General features: G+C 45.9%; 19 protein-coding genes. 3 read left to right on the plus strand and 16 right to left on the minus strand.

The genetic code is table 11. The features are described 5' to 3' along the window. Positions 1-17 precede the first annotated feature (17 nt). The 9 genes from DXA97_RS16415 to DXA97_RS16455 form a co-directional block, all read right to left on the minus strand. Positions 18-1,088 (minus strand): ATP-binding cassette domain-containing protein, encoded by a 1,071-nt coding sequence (locus DXA97_RS16415; RefSeq protein ID WP_118721130.1) that lies wholly within the window; start codon positions 1,086-1,088, stop codon positions 18-20. A gap of 13 nt (positions 1,089-1,101) precedes the next feature. After that, positions 1,102-1,782, minus strand: coding sequence for a molybdate ABC transporter permease subunit (modB, locus tag DXA97_RS16420; protein WP_118721148.1), 681 nt, complete (start codon positions 1,780-1,782; stop codon positions 1,102-1,104). 48 nt (positions 1,783-1,830) lie between these two features. Continuing rightward, a complete protein-coding gene (gene modA / locus DXA97_RS16425) occupies positions 1,831-2,721 on the minus strand; it encodes a molybdate ABC transporter substrate-binding protein (RefSeq protein WP_118721131.1) in 891 nt (296 codons plus the stop codon). Between the two features lie 78 nt (positions 2,722-2,799). Next, positions 2,800-3,750: an MOSC domain-containing protein gene (locus tag DXA97_RS16430; protein ID WP_118721132.1), complete on the minus strand. Its 951-nt coding sequence runs from the start codon at positions 3,748-3,750 to the stop codon at positions 2,800-2,802. 4 nt (positions 3,751-3,754) lie between these two features. Next, a complete protein-coding gene (moaA, locus tag DXA97_RS16435; protein WP_118721133.1) occupies positions 3,755-4,825 on the minus strand; it encodes a GTP 3',8-cyclase MoaA in 1,071 nt (356 codons plus the stop codon). Further along, complete coding sequence (gene moaC / locus DXA97_RS16440) at positions 4,822-5,319, minus strand: cyclic pyranopterin monophosphate synthase MoaC (RefSeq protein ID WP_118721134.1); 498 nt, start codon at positions 5,317-5,319, stop codon at positions 4,822-4,824. Before moaC ends, moaA begins: the two co-directional genes overlap by 4 nt. 1 nt (position 5,320) lies before the next feature. Further along, complete coding sequence (locus tag DXA97_RS16445; protein WP_118721135.1) at positions 5,321-6,379, minus strand: molybdopterin-binding protein; 1,059 nt, start codon at positions 6,377-6,379, stop codon at positions 5,321-5,323. Positions 6,380-6,613: 234 nt separating this feature from the next. Further along, the gene (locus DXA97_RS16450) at positions 6,614-6,871 is read right to left on the minus strand and encodes an XdhC family protein (protein ID WP_118721136.1); all 258 of its coding nucleotides are present in this window, start codon (positions 6,869-6,871) and stop codon (positions 6,614-6,616) included. Further along, the gene (locus DXA97_RS16455) at positions 6,868-7,800 is read right to left on the minus strand and encodes an XdhC family protein (RefSeq protein ID WP_118721137.1); all 933 of its coding nucleotides are present in this window, start codon (positions 7,798-7,800) and stop codon (positions 6,868-6,870) included. Before DXA97_RS16455 ends, DXA97_RS16450 begins: the two co-directional genes overlap by 4 nt. Before the next feature lie 319 nt (positions 7,801-8,119). On the opposite strand from DXA97_RS16455, the gene DXA97_RS16460 reads away from it, so the two are divergent. Next, complete coding sequence (locus tag DXA97_RS16460) at positions 8,120-9,490, plus strand: amidohydrolase (protein WP_118721138.1); 1,371 nt, start codon at positions 8,120-8,122, stop codon at positions 9,488-9,490. A gap of 230 nt (positions 9,491-9,720) precedes the next feature. Beyond that, positions 9,721-12,015: a glycogen/starch/alpha-glucan phosphorylase gene (locus tag DXA97_RS16465; protein WP_118721139.1), complete on the plus strand. Its 2,295-nt coding sequence runs from the start codon at positions 9,721-9,723 to the stop codon at positions 12,013-12,015. Between the two features lie 167 nt (positions 12,016-12,182). On the opposite strand, the gene DXA97_RS16470 is transcribed toward DXA97_RS16465, so the two are convergent. From DXA97_RS16470 to DXA97_RS16500, 7 genes are all read right to left on the minus strand, one after another. Next, the gene (locus DXA97_RS16470) at positions 12,183-12,515 is read right to left on the minus strand and encodes a type II toxin-antitoxin system RelE/ParE family toxin (protein ID WP_118721140.1); all 333 of its coding nucleotides are present in this window, start codon (positions 12,513-12,515) and stop codon (positions 12,183-12,185) included. Then, entirely contained in the window at positions 12,512-12,775 is a 264-nt protein-coding gene (locus DXA97_RS16475) for a type II toxin-antitoxin system prevent-host-death family antitoxin (protein ID WP_118721141.1), read from the minus strand. The genes DXA97_RS16470 and DXA97_RS16475 overlap by 4 nt, the downstream gene beginning before the upstream one ends. A 422-nt stretch (positions 12,776-13,197) precedes the next feature. Then, positions 13,198-13,701 (minus strand): Cna B-type domain-containing protein, encoded by a 504-nt coding sequence (locus DXA97_RS16480; protein WP_118721142.1) that lies wholly within the window; start codon positions 13,699-13,701, stop codon positions 13,198-13,200. A 14-nt stretch (positions 13,702-13,715) separates the two neighbouring features. Next, on the minus strand, positions 13,716-17,351 hold the full coding sequence (locus DXA97_RS16485) for a leucine-rich repeat protein (protein WP_118721143.1): 3,636 nt from the start codon (positions 17,349-17,351) through the stop codon (positions 13,716-13,718). 146 nt (positions 17,352-17,497) lie between these two features. Continuing rightward, positions 17,498-21,496, minus strand: a complete 3,999-nt coding sequence (locus DXA97_RS16490; RefSeq protein WP_118721144.1) for a hypothetical protein — start codon at positions 21,494-21,496, stop codon at positions 17,498-17,500. A 309-nt stretch (positions 21,497-21,805) separates the two neighbouring features. Further along, the gene (locus tag DXA97_RS22445) at positions 21,806-22,027 is read right to left on the minus strand and encodes a JAB domain-containing protein (RefSeq protein WP_118721145.1); all 222 of its coding nucleotides are present in this window, start codon (positions 22,025-22,027) and stop codon (positions 21,806-21,808) included. A gap of 211 nt (positions 22,028-22,238) precedes the next feature. Continuing rightward, positions 22,239-22,502: a hypothetical protein gene (locus DXA97_RS16500; protein WP_118721146.1), complete on the minus strand. Its 264-nt coding sequence runs from the start codon at positions 22,500-22,502 to the stop codon at positions 22,239-22,241. Between the two features lie 359 nt (positions 22,503-22,861). Between DXA97_RS16500 and DXA97_RS20330 the strand changes: the two genes are divergently transcribed. Continuing rightward, on the plus strand, positions 22,862-23,026 hold the full coding sequence (locus DXA97_RS20330; RefSeq protein ID WP_154106756.1) for a hypothetical protein: 165 nt from the start codon (positions 22,862-22,864) through the stop codon (positions 23,024-23,026). Positions 23,027-23,155 lie beyond the last annotated feature (129 nt).

The following is a 23,155-nucleotide window of genomic DNA, read 5'->3' on the forward strand; positions in this document are numbered from 1 at the left end:
ATGACTGGCCGCATCACTTACCCTCTCAGCAGCAGAATCGCCTCCGGTGCAACCCTCACATAGTTTGGAATCTGGCCATCTGCACTATGTGTGTGGATGGTCTTTCCAATTTTCCACCACATTCCGTTTGACAGGGTAATATACCATTCAAACGGCATCTCGGAGATTTTTGGATTTCCCACCGGGATCCGGTTTTCTATTTCCACTCCCGTCTCCTGATCTGCCACCGGCTCAAAGTCATGGGCGCGGATTCCCACTGATGTGATATCCTCTGCCACCGTTTTTTCTGTCACCAGTTCCAGATTATCCCAGTCCAGCGCACGCACCCGGTGATCATCAAGTTTCTCGATCCGAGAAATATTCTTGCAGCCGGTCAGCCTTGCAGCTTCTACACTGCCCGGATCGTTGAAGATGTCCTTCGTTTTTCCTGCCGCGATCACACGTCCTCTGCTAAACAGCAGCAAATTATCGCAAAGCTGGTAAGCCTCGTCGCGGTCATGGGTTACCATGATCGATGCTCCCTGATACTCAGAAAGCACACTGGCCAGTTCCAGGCGCAGTCGTTCCCGCAAATGGGTATCCATCGCGGAAAATGGCTCATCCAGAAGCAGTGCTTCCGGTTCATAGGCCAAGATTCTCGCCAGCGCCACCCTCTGCTGCTGTCCGCCGGAAAGCTGAGCCGGATAGCACTTTTCCAGTCCGCTTAAGCGGAAACGCTCCACCATCTCGGCTGTCCGTTTTTTCTGCTGTGCTTCATCATAACGTTTTCCCGTTTTCAGTCCTGTCTGGATATTCTCCTCCACGGACATATTCAGAAACAGTGCATAATTCTGAAAGAGATAGCCTACACGCCGTTTTTGCGGTTTCAGATTCTGTCTTCTGCTGCTGTCATAAAGCGTTCGGTTATCCAGCACAATGGAACCACTGTCCGGCTCCACGATCCCTGCAATGGATTTTAATGTCATGCTCTTTCCGCAGCCGGAAGGTCCCAGAATTCCAAGGCAGCCTTTGCCGGAAGTAAATTGAACCTGCAGCTCAAACTCCCGCAGCTTTTTCCGGATATCAACTGCTAATAATTGTTCATTCATACTCTGCTCCTTATTACCGGAACTGGCCACGCTTTTTTGATTCTCTCAGTGCCGCCCGGTTCATTAAGATCACGGAAAGAAAGGCAATAACAACAATGATCGCAACATACCGGTATGCCTCATCCATATTTCCGGCTGCCACTTCAGAATACACTGCCATAGGCAGGGTTCTGGTCTTGCCTGCAATGTTGCCCGCGATCATGGCGGTTGCTCCAAACTCCCCCAGTCCTCTTGCGAACGCCAGGACACCTCCGCTGACAATTCCCGGCATGGCATTGGCAATCAGAATCTTATGGAAAATGCTCCATTCACTCATACCAAGGGTACGGGCCGCTGCCATGAGATTCGGGTCTACCTGTTCAAAAGCTCCTCTGGCCGAACGGTACATAAGCGGAAAAGACATCACCACTGCCGCAAGCACCGTGGCCACCCAGGAAAACGCGATCTTGACTCCAAAATACTGTAAAAAGAAAATTCCGATGGGACGTTTCACCCCAAACAGATATAAAAGGAAAAATCCTGCTACGGTAGGCGGGAGCACCAATGGAAGGGTTAAAATTCCATCCAGGATGACCTTCATACGCTCATTTTTCATGCCAACCACCCACCAGGCTGCCAGAATTCCAAGAAAGAATGTGATCACAATGGAAACACTGGCTGTCTTCATGGATATCAGAATTGGGGACCAGTCCATCTTTTTCTCCTTTCTGCCGCACATGCTTTCGGCATTCTTTCCGGCCTGTTACTCTGCTGCTGTGAAACCGTAAGCCTCAAATACCTTGATTGCTTCCGGAGTCTGTAAGAAATCTACAAATGCCTTCGCCGCATCCTCATGAGCGGTTGCTTTTACGACTGCTACCGAGTAGATGACTTTCTTCTCAAGGCTTCCTTCCGGTGCCTCTGCAACAACGGTTACCTGATCTGCCATGCTTGCTGCATCGGTTGCATAAACGATACCTGCGTCAGCACTTGCTGCTGCAACCTGGTTTAATGCCTCGGTTACATTGGTTCCGAAGCTTACCTTATCCTGAATGCTGTCCCAGACATTTAAGTTTGTCAGCGCTTCTTTTGCGTACTGGCCTGCCGGAACACTCTCCGGATCGCCCAGAGCGATGGATGCGGCATCGCCGATTTTCTCGAAAGAATCAATCTTGCTGTCGCTGCCAGCCGGAACGATCAGAACAATCTTATTCTCTAACAGGTCCACGATGGTATCAGACGCGATCATGCCTTCCTCGTCCAGAGCTTTCATCTGCTTAACTGCTGCGGACATAAATACGTCTGCCTCAAGACCTTCCTCGATCTGGGTCTGAAGCTTTCCTGAACTGTCGTAGGTTCCCTCCACGGTTACACCCGGATACTGCTCTTCAAACATCGGAATCAGTTCATCCTCATATGCATTCTTTAAGCTTGCTGCTGCCGCAACCAGAATGCCCTGCTCGCCAAGATTCGCCTTTGCCTCACCCTCTGTTTCGGTTTCGGTTTCTGCCTCAGTCTCTGCTCCGGTGGTCTCCTCTGCAGCAGTCTCTGCTTCGGTTGCTGCTGCGGTAGTCTCCTGCGGTTTGGAGGAGCATCCTGCCATCATTCCTGCTGCCATCATAGCTGCCATTACAACTGCGAACTGTTTCTTCATTGTCTGCTTCTCCCTTGTTTTTGCAATAATTTATGTGAATTCTTATGAATCACCAGATTTGTAACTTGTTCCCGGTATCTATTTCCGCGCACACTCTGACGCAGTCCCACGCAGAATCTTTAACCCATGATCCAGTGCGCCCAGGATAAAGCCCAGACTCTCTTTCACGGCTTTCGGACTTCCCGGCAGATTGACGATCAGCGTCTTTTTCCGGATGACCGATACGCCGCGGCTTAACATGGCGCGGTCTGTGATCTGCATGGATTTCATACGAATATACTCTGCAATACCCGGCGCATTCCGGTCAGCCACCGCCAGAGTTGCCTCCGGTGTCTGGTCCCGCATGGAAAATCCGGTTCCGCCGCTGGTCACCACCAGGTCCACCTGTCGGCTGTCTGCCAGACGCACGAGGTGATGTTTTAGCACCTCCGGCTCATCCGGGATCACAAAGCGCTCCACGACATCATAACCAGCTTCCTTTAACATGTCCCCGGCTGCCGGACCACTTAAGTCCTCCCGCTCGCCTTTGGAGCCTTTATCACTCAGCACGATCACCGCAGCCGTAAACGGACGGTTCTCATCTGGCGCTTCCACCCGCATAATATCTCCCGGGCGGATGATTCCCTCTTTTACAACCTCGGCAAACACACCCTCCCTCGGCATAATACACTCGCCCACACGGTGATAGATCGCGCAGTGGCTGTGGCATTCCTTGCCGATCTGGGTCATGCGAAGCTCCACGGTTCCGGCATAAAGCCTGGTTCCAACCGGCAGGGCACGAAAATCAATTCCATCCACCACCAGATTCTCACCAAATGCGCCATCCCCTACGTTTGCTCCTTTTTTATTGAACTCTTCTACTTTATTATAGGAAAGAAGACTCACCTGACGATGCCATGTTCCAGCATGCGCATCGCCCTCGATTCCGAAATCCGGAATGAAATGTCCCTCCGGGATCGTATGCTTTTCCGTTCCCCGGGCCGGACTGATGCAGATGGCCTTCACTACCCCCTCTTTTCCAAATTCCATTTTCTCATCCTCCAATTGCGCTCATACCATGCGCTTCCGTGATCTGATCCGGATGCTCAAAGCAATGTCCGGCAGGTTTGCCGTATATGGCACGGCCCATGGCATCCAGAAGTTCCCGATTCTCCATGTCTGGATTTTCCATGCCCGATGCTCTCACCACGGCATTCCCCTCCACGCTCTCATCCACAGCCTTGTTCCATTCCCTGCCCGTTCCGGTTTCTGCTGTCTTTCCATCCTCTGCTTTCCGCAGGATTTTTCGCAGATCCACGCCGTCCTCATAGCAAAGGCAAGTCTTTAGAAAGCCGGTCGATGTCAGACGCACCCGGTTACAGGAAGCACAGAATTTTCCGTGCATGGCACTGATCAGCCCGATGCTTCCCTGAAACCCTGGGATCTTATAGTAGACAGCCGGACCGGCTCCGTGTACGCTGTTATCCGCCTGAAGTTCCGGGTATTCATTGCTGATCTCTTCTAAGAGTTCCTCGTTGCTGCGTCCCTTCGACTGTTTTCCAGCTCCAATGGGCATCAGCTCAATAAAGCGGACATCAACCGGTTTTTCCTTTGCCAGCGAGACCATACGCCGCCAGTCGGTATCCGGCATGGATACTGCATTGACCTTCACCTTAAGCCCCGCTTCAAGTGACGCATCGATACTCTTAAGTACTTCCGGCAGAAGATCCTGTCCGGTAATTTGGGCAAACGCTTCCGCATCCAGCGTATCCAGGCTGATGTTGATCTCATCCAGTCCTGCCTCCACAAGCTGCGGGAGAATCGCTCTCACCAAAGTCCCGTTGGTCGTCATGGCAATCTTTTCCATGCCCGGAATCTCTTTCAGCATGCGGATCAGCTGCGGGCATCCCTTTCTCGCCAGCGGCTCCCCGCCGGTCAGGCGGATCTTGGTAATGCCAAGCTTTGCCCCGCACGCTGCGATCTTCCGGATTTCCTCAAAGCTCAGGATATCCTTGTGTCCCACACACTCGATCCCGTTTGGCATACAGTATTTGCAGCGCAGGTTGCAGCGGTCTGTCACAGAAACTCGCAGATATTTGATTTCTCTTCCATGGGCATCTTTCATGCCTGCTCACCACCCTGCTCTTTGGGGTTTATGAAATGCCCGCTCTTTCCTCCGGTCTTCTCAGCCAGATGAATCGCTCCGATCTCCATAGCCTTATCCACAGCCTTGCACATATCGTAAATGGTAAGCAGCGTCACGGATACACCGGTAAGTGCCTCCATCTCCACGCCGGTCTTTCCTGTGGTCTTGGCCGTACAGATCGCCTCGATCTCGCAGGTTTCTGGATGCATGACAAAATCCACATTCAGCTTTGTCAGATTTAAAATATGGCAGAGCGGAATCAGCTCCGAAGTACGCTTGGCTCCCATGATCCCGGCAATGCGTGCCACGCCGAGCACATCCCCCTTTGCCATGGTGCCTTCTTTAATTTTCCCAAAGCACTCCGCACTCACGCGGATACGGCCTTTGGCAACCGCCTCGCGGACCGTCTCGCCTTTTTCGGTGACATCCACCATGCGGGCATTGCCCTGTTCATCAAAATGGGTAAATTCCATATCAGTACCCCTTTCCAAATCCACAGTTCGGGAACGTGCAGACCGGACAGTTTAAGCATAAGCCCCCCATGCCGAGCGCTGCAAGCTCGTCCGCCGTAACCTCATCATCTGCCATGACACGCGGAAGTACCAGGTCAAAGATGGTGCGCTTTGCATACATCACGCAGCCCGGAAGTCCCATAATGACGGTTCTGCGGTTCTTTCCCTGTTCCATGCGGTCATAGTAAGCCAGTAAAAACATGGCTCCCGGAAGCACTGGCGCACCATAGGATACGATGCGTGCACCGGTATTTTTGATCGCAAGCGGAGTCTTGTCATCCGGATCTACACTCATTCCTCCGGTGCAGATGACAATGTCCGCGCCCTTTTCGATCATGTCGAGGATACTGGCTGTTACTTTTTTATCGTCATCATCCCAGGTCACATGATCGGTCACCTCGGCATTAAACTCCGCCAGCTTGTCCACGATCACCGGTGTGAACGTGTCCTGGATGCGTCCATGGAACACTTCGTTTCCGGTGGTGATGATTCCAACCTGTTTGTGTTGGAACGGTTTCAGTTCCAGGATTGGCTTTCCACCAGTCAGTTCCATGGTCTGTGCCTTGACCTTTTTCATTTTTTCTTCTTCAATGACCAGCGGGATAATGCGGGTACCTGCCAGCTTGTCCCCCTTCTTCACGGCAAAATTGCCATGGCGGGTGGCGATCATCATCTGGCCAAAGGCGTTGACCTCTTTTAAAGCCTTTGCGTCAATCTTTAAAAGACCATCGCAGGCCGCAGTCAGCTCGATCTTGCCTTCCTTCGGCTGGGAACGGTCCATATGCTCACCCTTGCAGATTTCACAAAGCACTTCGGCTGCTTCATCCTCATGAAGCATGCCATCTTCTTTTTCCCATACATAAAGGGTATCTTTTCCGACACTCAAAAGTACCGGAATATCTTCTCTGGTTACAATATGGCCCTTACGAAACACCGCATCTTTTGTTACACCGCGGATGATCTGTGTGATGTCATGGCAGAGAACTGCTCCCTCTGCATCGACTGTTTTTATCAGCTTCATGTATAGCTCCTCCCAATCTCCATGTGAATATTTGAAACCGGTAACTGTTTCACGTCCTTCTGGTTACCAGGCTATTCTATAGAACCACCGTTATTTTTTCAAAAAAATAACGATTCACTTTTTTAACCGGCCTGCCTTCCGGCAAACCGGCTTTTCAGATGCTTCTATTGTAATCTGTTTTACCTGGAAATGCAATCACTTATCTAATTTTTTGAAAGTTTTCCTAACATTTTTTTAGAAATCATCCCGTTCGATCAATACCTGCATCACGCCTCCGCAGACCATGCCTTCTTCCTCTGCTGCTTTCCCGGTCATATCCACATGCCGGATCTGGTAAATACCATCGCGGATAACCTCTCTGGCATGCTGCATCAGGTTTGCCTCCGCACAGCCGCCGCCGATGGTTCCCTGAATAAGGCCGGTCTCATAAACGATCATCTTGGCTCCGGCTTTTCTCGGTGTCGAACCTTTGGTGCCCAAAATAGTGATCACTGCTTTTTCTGGTCCGCGAACTTTTCATCCGGCTCTGCCAGATCATGAATGACTTCCATATCAATATCCGACTGGGATACCTTTCTGCCGCCCTCTGTCTCCGGTTTGCGCTTTACCTGAATGGTCTCTGCAAGGATTGCCACTGCGATCTCCTCCGGTGTCACTGCACCGATATCCAGTCCGACCGGAGTGTGGATCCAGTCCAGCCACGCTCTGCTGATGCCTTCCTCCTCCAGCGTATCCTTTAATTCCCGGACGCGCTTTCTGGAACCGATCATGCCAAGATATGCGGTCTGCGGCTGTTTGGCCAGTGCCTTAAGGCAGACACCATCATGACGATGGCCTCTTGTTAAGAGAACCGCAAAGTCCGATGAATTGACACCAAGCTTTTCAATTGCCGCTTCAAAATCCATACAGAGCACTTCCTTTGCGGTTGGGAAACGCAGCTTATTGGCAAAGGCTGGCCGGTCATCGGTCACCGTCACGGAAAACCCGGTGCGGGCTGCAAACTCTGCAAGAGCCAGGGAAACATGACCGCCGCCAAAGATCAGCATACGGTTTTCCCTGCAAAACGGCTCCGCGATCCACTTTTTCCCATTCTGTCCGGCGTCTTTCGCATCATCCGTTCCGCTACCATGACAGGTGTTTTTCGCACAATCTGGTCTGTCATCCTGCCCGTTTTCTTTCGTACGGTACGGTTCGCTGCCCTGTGCACGCTTCTGCTCCTGCTCAAATCCCAGAATGCATACCTTCTTTTCAAACGCTGCCTGCTGTGCCAATGCCTCGACAGCTTCTTCCTCTCTTCCCGGCTCATAAATATGCTTTTCCAGTGTACCGTCTTCCTGCAGGCTGGTCAGAAGAATTTTCTGGTTTTCCAACTGAAGGCCCAGCAAAAGTTCCCCATATACATTGTTTTCCATTCCCATCATCTGCACGCTCCTTTTTAGATAGTCAGCCTAACTATTTTTCTGATTATCATTTTATTGTAACAACTTTTTTCGTTTCTGTAAATGTTATATAACGAAAATGTACACAACAACAGATACAAAATGTTACTGTTCCGCGACGGAATTTTTCTGAACTGAAACTTCCGTACAATACCGTCTGGACAGCAGCTTTTGCCGTTCTGAAATGCGAAGCGCCGGCAAAGTCCCGGTTTTCAAACCCAAACAGAAATGCTATAATATGGCACAGAAAATATGGTAAAGATTCAGACAAAAATCATATAGCCGGAGGTTTCTTTTCATCATGAACAGACAACAGTTTGAACAGCAATTTGAATCCATCAGCGACCAGATCTGGGACTTTGCGGAAACCCGTTACCAGGAATTTTGTTCCAGCACACTGCAGGCTGATTTTCTGAAAAAAAATGGTTTCACTATAGAGCGAAATCTTGGCGGTATTGCCACCGCATTTTCCGCAAGCTTCGGCTCCGGTCACCCCGTGATTGGACTTTTGGGCGAATACGATGCCCTACCCCGCATGAACCAGACGGCCAATGCCTGTGAACGCCAGTCAGACCGCCCCGGCACAGCAGGTCACGGCTGCGGACACAACCTGCTCGGTACCGGCACCATGGAGACTGCCTGCCTCATCAAAGACTGGCTGGAAGAAGAACAGCTTAGCGGAACCGTGATCTATTACGGCTGCCCGGCAGAGGAAGGCGGTGCCGGAAAAGCATTCCTGACCCGCTCCGGCTGTTTTGACGTTCTGGACTTTGCCCTGGCCTGGCACCCTGGTTCCAAAACCGGCCTGATCAAAGAAGCTCTGGCCAATATCCGCGTCATCTTCGACTTCACCGGAAAAAGCGCCCACGCTGCCGCCCACCCGGAGCTCGGCCGCTCCGCTCTGGATGCCTGTGAGCTGATGAATGTGGGTGTCAATTACCTGCGGGAACATGTAAAAACGGATGCCCGCATGCACTACGCCTACTTAAACGACGGCGGTGACGCACCGAACATCGTTCCTGCCGCTGCCACCCTTCTCTACGCCCTGCGGGCACCGGAAAGCTCCTACGTTGCCGAGCTTTATGACCGCGTCAGCGACGTGGCAAAAGGGGCTGCACTGATGACCGGAACCAAGGTTTCTTACCGGACGGTCAGTGCTTATGCAGATCTGTTATCGGTTCCGGCTATGGAAAAGCTAATGATGGCGGCGATGCAGGAAACGGAAAAACCCGAGTATACGGAGGAAGATTATGCGTATGCAGCGAAGTTTATGCTGCTGCCGGAGCTGTCCGGCACCGCTGACGCTGCTTCCATAGACCAGACCATGCGAGAAGAAGCTGCTTCTGCCCTCGCTTCGATTGATACAGAGATTCTTCCTGCAGACCAGACCATCAACCTTGGCAGTACCGATGTAGGCGATGTGAGCTGGCAGGTTCCCACCGGTCTCATTGGTGTCGCAACCGCAGCCACTGGCTGCGCCCTGCATACCTGGCAGATCGTAGCCAGGGAAAAAGTCCTCTGGCCCATAAGGGGATGCACTATGCAGCACGGATTTTATTTACTGCTGCAAAACAGCTGTATTCCAGTCCGGAACTTTGCGAACACATTCAGGCGGATTATCAGCAGCAGAAAGGAAAACGCCGCTATCGGTCCATGCTGCCAGACTCTGTAAAACCTGGAGATTTTTAATTTTACTGCCTGTTCATGCCGAACTGGCAATCTGACTTTTCACTTGGTTTTTGCCTGGCTTTCTGTCTGCAATTTGGGTTGCACAATCCGGCATGACTTTGTTATAATAAAAACAAATTTTTGTTTCTGTGATCCATTCGTTACTGTTCAGAAAATTCCTACCTGCGAACAGCAACATGCCTCACACTTCAGAGAAGGGAGTTTTTAACCATCATGAATCTGACAAACGCTGTAAAAGAAAAATATAAGAAGCCACTGGCTTCCTGCACCAATGAGGAAATCTACCTCTGCCTTTTGGAGCAGGTAAAAAAACTTGCGAAAGAGAAAGAAAACGATGTTGCCGGGAAACCGGACACTTCCAGTCAGAAGCCTGCTTCCGGCAGGCGCAAACTCTACTACATCTCCGCAGAGTTTCTGATCGGCAAGCTGCTCTCCAACAACCTCATCAACCTCGGGCTTTACGATGAAGTCAAAAAAGAACTGGAAGCTGCTGGCAAGAGCCTTGCAGAGATTGAGGAACTGGAGCCGGAGCCATCTCTTGGAAACGGCGGTCTTGGCCGTCTGGCTGCCTGCTTTGTAGATTCTATCGCCACCCTCGGCTTAAACGGCGATGGTGTCGGCTTAAACTACCATTACGGCCTGTTTAAGCAGGTTTTTGATAAAAAGCATCTCCAGCAGGAAACCCCGAACCCGTGGATGGAAAAAGAAAGCTGGCTGACCAAAACCGGGACCAGTTACCAGGTTCCGTTCGGCGGCTTTACAGTTACCTCCTGCCTCTACGATATGGATGTGACCGGCTACGACAACCACTCCACCCGCCTGCGCCTCTTTGATCTGGAATCCGTGGACGAGAGCATTGTCAAAGATGGCATCGACTTCGATAAAACCGAGATTGAGAAAAACCTTACCCTCTTCCTCTACCCGGATGATTCCGATGACAAAGGACGCCTGCTGCGCGTGTACCAGCAGTACTTTATGGTCAGCAATGCAGCCCAGCTGATCTTAGACGAGTGTATCGCCCGCGGTTCCAACCTGCATGACCTTGCTGAGTACGCTGCCGTTCAGATCAACGATACCCATCCGTCCATGGTCATTCCGGAGCTGATCCGCCTTTTAGGCCAGCACGGCATTTTAATGAATGAAGCGATCTCCATCGTTTCCAAAGTATGCGCCTACACGAACCATACCATTCTGGCAGAAGCCCTGGAAAAATGGCCGATCTCTTTCCTGGAAAAAGCAGTTCCGCAGCTGATGCCGATCATCCGCGAGCTGGACAACCGCATCCGCGCTACCGTAAAGGACGAGAGCACCTACATCATCCAGAACGGACTGGTGCACATGGCTCATATGGATATCCACTACGGCTACAGCGTCAATGGCGTTGCCTACCTGCACACCGAGATTTTGAAAAATACGGAGCTGAACAACTTCTACAAGCTGTATCCGGAGCGCTTCAACAACAAGACCAACGGCATCACCTTCCGCCGATGGCTCATGTCCTGCAACCCAGAGCTTTCTGCCCTCATCACCTCTCTCATCGGGGAAGGCTGGAAAAAAGATGCCATGGAGCTGGAAAAACTGGGCGCTTTCGTGTCCGATCCGGCTGTACTGAACAAGCTTCTGGAGGTGAAGACCAAAAAGAAAGCACAGCTGGTTTCCTATTTAAAAGAGACCCAGGGGCTGGTGTTAAACCCGGATTCCATTTTCGATATCCAGGTAAAACGCCTGCACGAGTACAAACGCCAGCAGATGAATGCCCTCTATGTCATCCACAAATACTTAGAGATCAAAGCCGGAAAGATCCCGAAAACACCAATTACCGTACTGTTTGGTGCCAAAGCAGCTCCCGCTTACGTTATTGCAAAGGACATTATCCACTTAATTTTATGTTTGCAGGAACTTATCAACAAAGATCCAAAGGTAAGTCCACACCTGAAAGTTTTCATGGTGGAAAACTACAATGTAACCCTGGCTGAAAAGCTCATTCCGGCCTGCGACATCTCCGAGCAGATCTCCCTGGCCTCCAAAGAGGCATCTGGAACAGGCAACATGAAATTCATGTTAAACGGTGCCCTGACCCTTGGCACCATGGACGGCGCAAATGTAGAGATTGCAGAGCTGGTCGGCAAAGATAATATCTTCACCTTCGGCGAATCCTCCGAGACGGTCATTGCCCGCTACGAGCGCGGTGACTACACGTCCAAAGACTGGTACGAGAAAGACAAAGACTTAAAAGCCGCTGTCGATTTCATCGTCGGAAAAGAACTGCTTAAGATCGGCCAGAAAGAAAACCTGGAACGTCTCTACAAAGAGCTGTTAAACAAAGACTGGTTCATGACCTTCCCGGATTTCCAGGATTACGTAAAGACCCGCGAAGAGGCCTATGCCGCTTACACCGACCGCACCGAATGGGCGAAGAAGATGCTCGTTAACATCAGCAAGGCTGGATTCTTCTCCTCCGACCGGACAATCGCACAGTACAACAAGGATATCTGGAAATTGTCGTAGGTAGGAATTTTCTGAACTGCGTGTTGCATATCTTATTGTATAACCAAAAAGGGCGTGTAAAAAAATGAGAAATCATTTTTTCACACGCCCTTTTTGAAAAATCCATAAAAAAACAGGTCTATCTCCGAAGAGATAGCCTGTTTTCTTTTTAAGTTGGCCATTTGGTTTTATTGAAGCGGAACCCCGTGATGAAGGATAAAAGCCCAGTTACTTTTTTGATACAGAAAACGCACGATGATTACTAACTGTTTATTTTCATCTATAGTATAAAATGCCAGATAGTTATTGACTTTTATGAAACGGATTCCCCAACTGGATAAGACCGGATCATCTACGAGCTGATATCTCTGAGGCATTTCAGCTAAAGAAGAAATTTGTTCATCTGCAGTATCCAGTAAGTGGTCTGCAGCATCCGGATTTTTAAGGGAAAATTCTATATAGTCGGCTGCTTTCAGAAGATCTCTCTCTGCTGTTGCAGTGATGTGGATTGTATAACTCATCTACGACGTCCTTTCCGGATCTCTGATAATGCGTCTGAAAACGGTCGTGTATTTCCGAATTTAATATCATCCATTCCTTCATTAATCTGATCGTATAACTCAAAGCGGCTTGTTAGTGCTTCGTAGGCTTCAATGCTCATCACGGCAAGGTCACCTTTTCCGTTTTTAGTGATAAAAACTGGCTCAGTGTAAGTGTGGCAATGAGTTGAAATCTCATTGTAATTGTTTCTTAGATCAGCACTGGATTTGATTGTTGGCATAAAAACACCCCCTTATATGATAACAAAATTATACACAAATTTCTTTATATAATCAATATTAAGATTCAAATAAATTTGCATGATCGTGAAGTACAAGTTAAAAATCCCACTGTAACATTGTAAGAATCTTCATACCATCCAACCCGTACAACCTTTTCTGCTGTATCCGCAGCTGACGCAGGAAATGAGAACGATAACAAGAGTCCCAAAAAACATAACATAAAACAACATCGTCGATCTTTTCATCGTTTTCATCCCTTCCCCCATAAAACAAAATTGTAAATCTTGTTGACAAACAGTCCGTAATGATTATACTGCTTGATATGTTAACGCAACACTAAGAAAGTGCTTGATGGATATTCTCACACAAGCACTTTCCTATTACCAGCCCCATAAGGATCTGAAAATCATAAGTTTCTTTATTAGTCTTCTTTTTTCTTGAAAATCAATGTAACAAGTAAAAGCAATGCGCTGGAGAAAAATACAAGTGCGGACTGGTTAGGTGCCTGTCCGGTTTTTGGAAGCGCAATATTAGCTTCGGAAGCAAAATCTTCATGTTGAATATCTTCTGGAACCGGCTGTATATCTTCTTTTACCGGTTCAACCGGAGTTGTTTCAACAACTTGTGCCGTTCTTGTACTGCTTCCAGATCCTCCTGAACTGCCAGAGCCACTTGAACCAGAACCTCCTGATCCATGATTTGAATTTCCAGGATTTGTTCCTCCATTATCCGGTTTTTCCGGTTCTGCAGGTGTTCCAGGAGTATAGGTATTCAATATCTGGAATCCTTCTGTCTGATTTCCAGATACCGTTGGCGTATAATCTGCAGGAACAACTTCTGATACAGAATAAGAATATCCTTCCGGAAGATCCTCAAACTGATACTCCCAGTTATTTGCTGCATTTAAAACAGCCCGGTCAATCACATGTCCCTCATTTATCAGGCGAACCGTGACCGAATCCGGCGTTCCGGAAGCGGGGCATTGTTCCAGACCTTTTTGACCGATATATCAATCGTATCATCTTCTCCTACAATAATACCTCCGTTTGCACCGATGCCTCCGCCATATTTTGCTGTATTTCCCTCTATGAATAACTGTGCTTCATTCTCTGCCAGATTCTGTGCATCCGCAGACATTATCGTTTTTAAAGCCTGACTCGTCTGAATATCTGCCAGTTTTCCAGACTCCAATGCTGTACTTGTTGGATCATCTTTATTATAGCGTATATCAGAAATCACGCTTGGATAAGATGAGGTGACTCCATTATATATTTTGCCATCCGGATACCACTGGATCGCACCGCCACCTAACATACGACTTGATAATGTAGCTGTATAGTCAGGATCGCCATTACCGAAAACACTAAATACCAGATCATCACCGGCTGCTTTATCATCTGATTCCACCGCTTTATTTTCAAAGATGCCAATACCATCTTTGATATTCAGGGTTGTGGTACCAGTTGCGCAAAACCACAGGCCACCTCCCTGTTGGGCTGTATTATTTGTAACAATCGCATTATATAAATGCATAGAACTGTAGCCGTTATTACGTGTTCCCTCGGAATAAATACCTCCGCCTGAAATACCTGCCGTATTATTTACTATTTTTCCAGAATTGAGAACGGTTCCGTTAGAAAAACTATAAATTCCGCCACCAGTGGATGCGTGATTTCCAGATATTGTACCTCCATTCATTACAAACGCAGTGCCATATTCTTCAATTGTGCTGTCTTGTACTCCATCATCCACGACACAAACTCCGCCGCCTTGAATGAAATGATTATTCGTTATCTTTCCACCGGTCATCTCAAATACTGCATTATTTTCTATAAATACAGCCCCACCTGCATCAACATTATTACCGGAAGTACCACTGTTTTCTGTGATCAATCCATCACCAGATAACGTAAACGCTGCTTGCTGATCAGCATCGCGGTCATTGCTAAGAACTACAACGCTGCCGCGATGTCCAATATTCCTTTGAATGCGTCCTCCTGACATTTCCCCTTTGCTCGCACCAAAAAAGAACACGCCACCAGTGGAATGGGAGTAATTTGCATTAACAGAATTATTATCTTGAATGCTGCCACCAGTCATTTCAAAAGCAGCACCATCTTTGATCAGGACTGTCGCACTATACTCCGCATGATTTATGATTTTGTTGTTTGTGATTTGCCCGCCTGAAATAACAAGTTTCGCATTGGTCCCACTATTTTCCAGCGCACCGGTTTCATCATATTTTATGGTTGCATCCCGAACGGTTACGTCATCTGTAATCGTTACGGTACCATGATTCTTTATAATGCTCTTATCATTATACCTACCTGATAAAATAAGTTTCCCGGCAAAAATAACATTTGCTCCTTCTAACACTTCAAATAAATTTTCCGGCTTAGTACCGTCTTTTACGCCGACAATCGTATAATCATCATCAGAAGTAATTGTAATCGATTTTCCTTGTGGAATCGTAACTTGACTGCTCAGCTTAATATCTTTTTTAATTTTGATGGTTTCTCCATCCGCTGCAGTGTCTACAGCTTTCTGCAGACTTGGAGCACCTGCCTCACTGGAAATCGTATCACCTACTGTATCTGAAATAGATGGAATCGTATAATTTATGGTTACATTTTGCGGCAGACCTGCATTGGAAAGATTCAATACATCTGAACTATTTTGAACCGTTACAGACTCCAATCCATCTATCCCTGCAAATTCATTATTTGATGTATTAGTCAAACCACTTCCCAAAACAAGTTTTTTGATGGTTGCGCCAGAAAACGCAGACGATCCAATCGTTGCCACATTATCCGGAATGATTAAGGTATCCTGGTTCAGCAGAGTATTTGCAAAAGATTTACTTCCAATGGCTGTCAGTGATTCCGGAAATGTGATCGAGGCTATTTTAGTACCTGAAAATGCCTCATCATCAATCTTCTGCAGACTGTCACTCAAAACAACCGATTCAATGGGTGTATTTAAAAAAGCACGATATGGAATATCATTCAAACTTGCTAAATTAACTTCGCCTTTCAGATTATTACATTCAGAAAATGCAAAAGTCCCCATGGATGTGACCTGACTAAGATCTGGAATATTGGTCAGCTTTGTGTTATTTTCAAATGCCTCTTGACCTACTTCTGTAATGGTTCCTTCTGCAGTTACAGTCTCCAGACTACTGCAATCTTTAAACATGGAATCATTGATTTTTGTAATTGACGCAGGCAATGTTATTGAAACAAGTGAACTATCTTCTGCAAATAAGCTTCCTTCACGAATATCAATTCCTTCTGGAAGTTCTATCGTTTTTAATTTTGAAGCACCAGAAAACGCACCAGGTACAGTGATTCTTTTTAAACTATCTGGTAAATGAATTGTTTCTACAGCACAATTCCTTAACGGTAAATTTCCGGCAAGTTCTTCTACACCTTCTTCAAAAGTTATAGTTTTCAAATGGTTCATAGATTGAAAGCTTCCGGAAAATGTTTTTACCGATCCTGGAATTGTAATTTCTTCTAAGTTAGAAAAACATCTAAAATAACTGTTACATGTTTCTACGGTGTCTGGTATATTCAGCTTAGTAACATTTTTACACGTAGGCGCCCAAAAGCTAAGGCTTAATTTTGTTACCGTATATTCTTCATCATCGCTCTCATTTTCATTGTGATAACTTACTTTTTCCGGTATTTCAACGTCTGTAGTTGCATTTGGATTTGTTATCCTTGTCAATGTTGCTTCGTGAGTATCTGGATAAAAATCAAACCGATACTCGACTCCATCAACAGTGATATAAACATCTTCATAAATATTTTCTTGTACTGCCAAAGGAAGTTTTGCTGAAAGTGCAGCATTCAGCTCCTTATAGAGCGGACAGTCCTTGTCATGAAGTTCACCAACGCACCCTTCCAGATGCGCACATTCGGCTTCTGACGGCAGTTCCACTTCTCCTTCATATAACGGGCATTCTGGATCATGTTTGCCATCCACGCAACCTTCTAAATGCTCACATTCATCTAAATCAGCATCATTCTTTTTCGATGTTCCAGAACCGCCCGAAGTACTTCCAGAATTTGCAGTAGTACCTGCAGCACTAGAAGATTCCTCTGGATTTTCAACTGGCTGACTAAAATCAGGATCAATATTTTCATCTTCGTCCAATCTGCCATAGTCTGCATCTGCCTGATCAGAGTCTTCCTCAGAAGAATCATTTATCGAATCTTTCTTCGATTCTTCTGATTGGTCACCATCCGATCCATTCAGATCCGGCTTTTCATCTTTTCCAGAAGATAAATTGGCTTTGTCTTCATCTTCCTGCAGATCTTCTGTTTTTCCATCTTCAGACGGTTCTATTTCATCACCACGGTCTGATCCATCGTTCTCGTTTTTATCTTTTGAGTCTGCATTTTTTTCTGATGAAATGTTCTGGGATTTAGAATCTTGATCAGGATTATCTTGATCAACCGTAATTTCCTGGCTCAGATTTGTTTCCTCGGCCATGGATAATACCGGATTAGCAGTAAGAGAGATCAGTAGACTTGTAGTTAAGATGTACGATAATAATTTTTTCTTTTTCATATTATTCCTTTCTTACTCCGAATGTATGTATTTTGAAATTAAATAGTCCCAATGAAGAAAGGAATCACATATTCTCGCAATATATACGCTCTTTTGCTTTGTAAGAAGCTGAGCAGCAACTTTTGCTGCCCAGCTTCATTTTTTTGTTAGTGTTCTTTTTTCTTAAAAAAACAGGTGAAAAGAAGAAGGATTGCGCTGTTGAAAAGAAGCACTGCAGACCAGTTATCTGACTGACCTGTTTTTGGAAGTGCAGTTTCAACCTGATTTTCTTCTTTTATCTCGTCTGTATTATCCACTGCAGATACATTTTCTGCCAGATTAGTTTCTTCCGGCTTTTCCTGTTGTGTGGTTCCTGCAGTAACGGATCCAGCGCTGGAACTGTGACCACCGCTGCTTCCACTGCCAGATGAACTGCTTTCTCCACCAGAAGAACCATTATTTCCATTCGATGTGCCGCTGTTACCGGAATTTCCTCCATTACCGGATGTGCTGCCATTTTCATACATCAAGGCAAACGGTGAAAAACTTCCAACCGAAAACTTAATGAACGCCTGACCGTCAATGAAAACTTTTTCACTGGATAATTCTTCCGGAATATGATTTCTCAGTAAATCATTCATATCCGCATTGCTCTCTCGGTTCAATCCTCCGAAATGCACAATATGGAATGTAGAATCTTCTTTCGCATCTTCCGGAACCGGCCAGTAAATGTTCATCTTCTGACCACCTGCCATCGTCATATATGCGTTTCCGTTATGTGTATCAACCAGGTCAAGGTACCTGAACTGATAAACATATTTACCATCCGCATTTTTATTCTGATTCAGGTAAGCAGTCAACAGCGTATCATCAAGGCTGTGATCAACCAGAAGTTTTACTCCTACAGGGTCTGCATTCACATTGCTTTTATTAATGAAATACTGCGTATTATCCTGTGCTGTCTCTGCCAGGATAACTCCTTTGTTTTGCGGATCCACACTTGGCATGGTATCGGAAATATCCCGATAGGTCTGATCCTTGTTTCCACGTACTTTCAAACTTCCGCTGTTCAAAATGACCGGATATGTTTGCGTGCTGCCATTAACCTGGACGGTAACGTTATAAAACTTTGCATCCAAATCTCCGGAATAAAAATCAACTTTATAGTCACGGAACTGGTCTGTATCATTGACAGGGAATTTGGAATCTACCATAACATTGCCAGCTTCATCCGTAAACTGCATACGAAGCGGTATCTGCTCAGCCGTGCCATTTATTTTACTCGACATCAGCTTGTAAATATAAACATGCTGGCCATCTACCTTTGCCAGACTGCTGTCCTCTTCTCCATATAACTGTAAAGCCCAGTCACGCGTTGTGCGGTTAGAACTGTCGTTATAAGTCAGGGCAACATAGTCACTAAGGTCTTTCGGTTCTTCCTGCGTACTTCCAAGCAGCTCATTTAATTCATCCGGAAGTGTCAGGTAAAATCCGATCTCTGGAAGATCATTTGTAGCAAACTGACCATCAGAACCAATCACACCATCATACCCATTTCCACCGACGTAACTGGTAATATCCATCGGGGTGATTTCCACAGCATGTTTTCCATACAGAACCAGGCTCTTTTCATGATTCGTACCTGTTGGAACCTGATTCTTATAATCCGTATTAGTAACGATTCTCTTATGGTTCTGCTTAAAATGGGACACATACGGCTCAGCATCCGCAACCTCATAATCCATTCCATCATACGTAACATTACCAGGCACAACAACCGCTCTTCCATCTACCGATCCAGCCTGATCAGAAGAAAGTTCATAATCATTCATATCTTCCGACGCGCCAACTAATGTTACAAAGCGATTTGTGAAAATACTACTTCCAACTGCATCACATTTAATCCGGATGTCTCCACGGATATCCGCACTTATGCCATTTAGGTACAACTCACCATTCTGATCAATCGCATTGCCATAATAATACCGTTCCGGCTGAGTATCTTGCGCTGGATATCCGTCTGTAGCTTTGTTATCCGCAATTGTACCCCCAAGTACACAGGCTTTCGCTTTTTTCTCTCCTGATGAATTAATCGAGATGGCTCCACCCATACCTGCCTCATTATTCTCAATTTTACCATCTACCAGGTATAGCAAGTCACCCTGTCCCGATAAATAAATACCGCCGCCTTTGCTTCCACTATTGACAGCCTTATTCTCAGAAATAGTACCACCTGTTATTTCCAGTTTATTTGTATAGTTTCCTGCATTATTGCTATTCAAATAGATGGCACCACCAGAACGTCTTACTTTGTTTTCTTCTATAGTAGCATCATCTGAAATCTGAATCTCTACATTTCCCTGCCAATAATTATCCGCAATATAAGCAGATATCGCACCACCATCAACCGCATGATTATCTGAAATTAAGCCTCCTGACATTTCAAACACATTTGGCTTATTCGATGCATGTGGTGCCCCAAGGATTGCTATAGCACCACCAAATGCACTGGCATCCGCAGTAGCCGCATTATCCTTAATCTCTCCTCCATTCATGATAAGTTTCGCCGGTTCATTATAAGTGTTATCATAATCTGCCTTACATGCCCGGACCATAATAGCACCACCATGTGCACTTGCAGATCTATTTGCTCCATTAATCTTAAAAATATCTCCAACTGCTGTATTATTGCTGATCTCGCCTCCATTTATTACCATTTCACCGCTTACGTAAACTGCGCCGCCCCACTCTGCAGAACAATTTGTAATTTCAGATCCATCTTCCATCGTCAGCGTTGCATTGCCATCTACCACAATACCACCGCCCCAGTCGTTACATCCCGTGTCTGCATCCTGAGAGATTGCCCGTCCATTTGTTACGGTTGCGCCATCCTCCAGAGTCAGACTGGCGCCAGAGCAAACTCTTAGACACCGCATATCCTGGGTTTTAGCATCTATCACCAAATTCGCAAGTACCACTTGCGTTTGAACTTGGGTGCCTGCTTCATTACCTATCTTGATCATGTAATTTTCATCTGTTGGTTTAGGTGAAGTGGCACTTGCATATGTAATTGTATGTGTTTCATCATCAGAAGCGCTTTCAATGGTCACAGACTTATCACCCGTTAATACCGTTGGCTGATGTAACACAATATCAGAAAGCAAATAAATGGTATCTCCATCCTCAGCTATTTCATAAGCTTTTTCTAAGGTCTGAACAGCTGTCTCTGCGCTTGTACCATTATTTGTATCGTCTCCGGACGCATCAAGATAGATTACATCCGATACCTGAACGCCACGAGCAAGCATCAACGGATCTGCTTCTTTATAACATGGACAATCTGGATCATGTTTACCATCCACGCAGCCAGCCAGATGCTGACATTCTTTCTCAGGATCCGTCTCCTCATAAAGCGGGCAATCCTTGTCGTGGAATTCGCCAACACATCCCTCCAGATGCGCACATTCCAGATCTGGAAGCAAATCCACATCTTCTTCATACAAAGGACAATCCTTATCGTGTTTCCCATTCACGCAGCCTTCCAACTGGGCACAATCCGGATCTGCTTCTTCCTCTTCTTTTTTGGTCTCTGATGAAGAATCACTCTTACCAGAAGATGTTTCTAAATCATCTTCCTGTTTCTCACCAGTTTTATCTTCATTCTCAGTATCTTTCTTTTCCTGATCTGTGGAATCTGAATCGGATACATCATCCTTTTTCTCAGATGAATCTTCTTTTACCGGATCTTTATCATCTTCCTTATCTGATTTGTCAGAATCTGTGGAATCCTTGCCTTTATCTGACTCCGATTCCGGATCATCCTGTTTATGATCTTTATTCAGATCATCAGCAGCAGATCCTTTTTCAGATTTATCTGAACCCTTGTCCTGATCAGATTCTTTGTCCCCGCTATCAGAGTCTTCTTCCGATTTATCCGGAGTATCCGATGATGGTTCATCATCCTGGTCTTTGGAATCTGAAATATCCTTTGAATCTGACTCCTGATCTTTTTTGTTTTGATTGGAATTATTATCTTGATTTTCCTGTACAGATGTTATCTCTTGATCGATATTTGCCCCCCCAGTCATAGCCAAAACTGGATTGGATGTAAGAGAAATCAATAGACTTGTAGACAAGATATACGACAGTAACTTTTTCTTTTTCATGGTATTTCTCCCCTCATGCGAATACACTTTGAAAGTGTGTGGTCCCACTGTAACATAAAAGGAATCCCATATTCTCATTATATATGCGCTTAATTTTATTGACCTTATCTTTGTAACAAAATCCAATTTGAATAATACTCTTTTCCGCAATAATTGTCAAATATATATGGATTTTTGATAGCTTTTTAGCAAAAAGTTTTTACGGGAGGGTCGAGGGAACGGGCGCGGCCCAGGCGGGCCGGGGAGCATCGGGGGTTCCCTCGCGGGCACAGGGGCTCCCCTGTACCCGCATCACTTAGCCTGTGCGAATTATTGCAAAATACCCGTATTCTCACGAAAGCTAAAATACGCATTTTTCCGTGCCCCGGCTATAATGATATGGTCGCACATATCGACGCCGCATACCTTGGCAGCCATGGCAATTTGTTCTGTTATTTTAATATCTGCATCTGCTGGACTTGGGTCTCCACTCGGATGGTTATGAACGACAGCAAAAACATATGCTCTTCCGGCAATCGGTCCGCATGGTATACCGTCCCTATCACATCTGCTATCCGTTTTGGAGACTAGTACATATCTTCATCGGTAATCCTTGTCTTTCCTACCGCTACAAGATACGGTATCCGGCTTTCCCTTACTCTAACATCATACTTTTTCACATTCATCTTCTGCCCTCCGTATTGGTTCTACCTGTGAAAACCGAAAGAAAAATGCTTTCTTTTTAAACACTCTTTCGCTTCCCTCAGCATCTTCTCCGTCTTTGTCTGAATCTTCCTTTTTTCTGTGCATACTTCCAAATTTCAATGGTGCTGACCGCTTTTTCTCCTTTTTTCACTTGATAGCCGTATTCCTGCCACCGGCTGTAACTGTGAATTTTTTCTGGCTCTTCCATTTTTTTCACCGTGCCATCTTCCGCATGAAGTTCTATCATTCTTCCCGTACCACCGATTTTTCCGGATTCAAAAAGCCGTATTCTTTCATTCCAAATAAGCATCTCATTCGTCATAAATTTTCACCTTTCTCCGGAAAGCCATATTGGCTTTTAAAAGAAAAAATATCAAGTGACACTACAAATGAATTATATAGAAGTCCTACATACAAAGCAAATTAGTTCATCTAAAGTCTTCATTTTTAATATACCTTTCTAAGCATAGTACGTTTTTTGTATAGTAGATGCTCCAACTCTGATAACGTGAAATTTGCACTTATTTTCGGTTTTCCTGATGATGAACGATAGATCCTGAATCAGATCCTGATAAGTATGATTAGATATTCCTTGCATATACTAGGCACCACCATTGCAACTATAACAAATAATGTTATAATAAAATAAAGAATATGAGTATTATATGTGGGAGGACAGGTATGGACAAAATTTTTGAAGTAAAAAGTACAACCGGACAAATTATGAATGTCTATGAAGACATCGAAACATATACAGATTTTTTTAATTATGTGGCGTGGTTATCGTTACAGTACGGCTATAGTGGCAGGTACGCACTGCGCTTTTCTGACTATGCGGGGATATAACGGAATATGAAATATATAATGTTTTACCCGGAATGTGTTATAATTACTGCAGTCGTATTGTATATTAAACATTTACTCTATCCTTATGATTTTCGTGAAAAATTTCCTTATGACGATCCGCCGCCGAAG

Source organism: Clostridium sp. OF09-36 (assembly GCF_003481985.1).
In the GTDB taxonomy this organism is placed as follows: domain Bacteria; phylum Bacillota; class Clostridia; order Lachnospirales; family Lachnospiraceae; genus Brotaphodocola.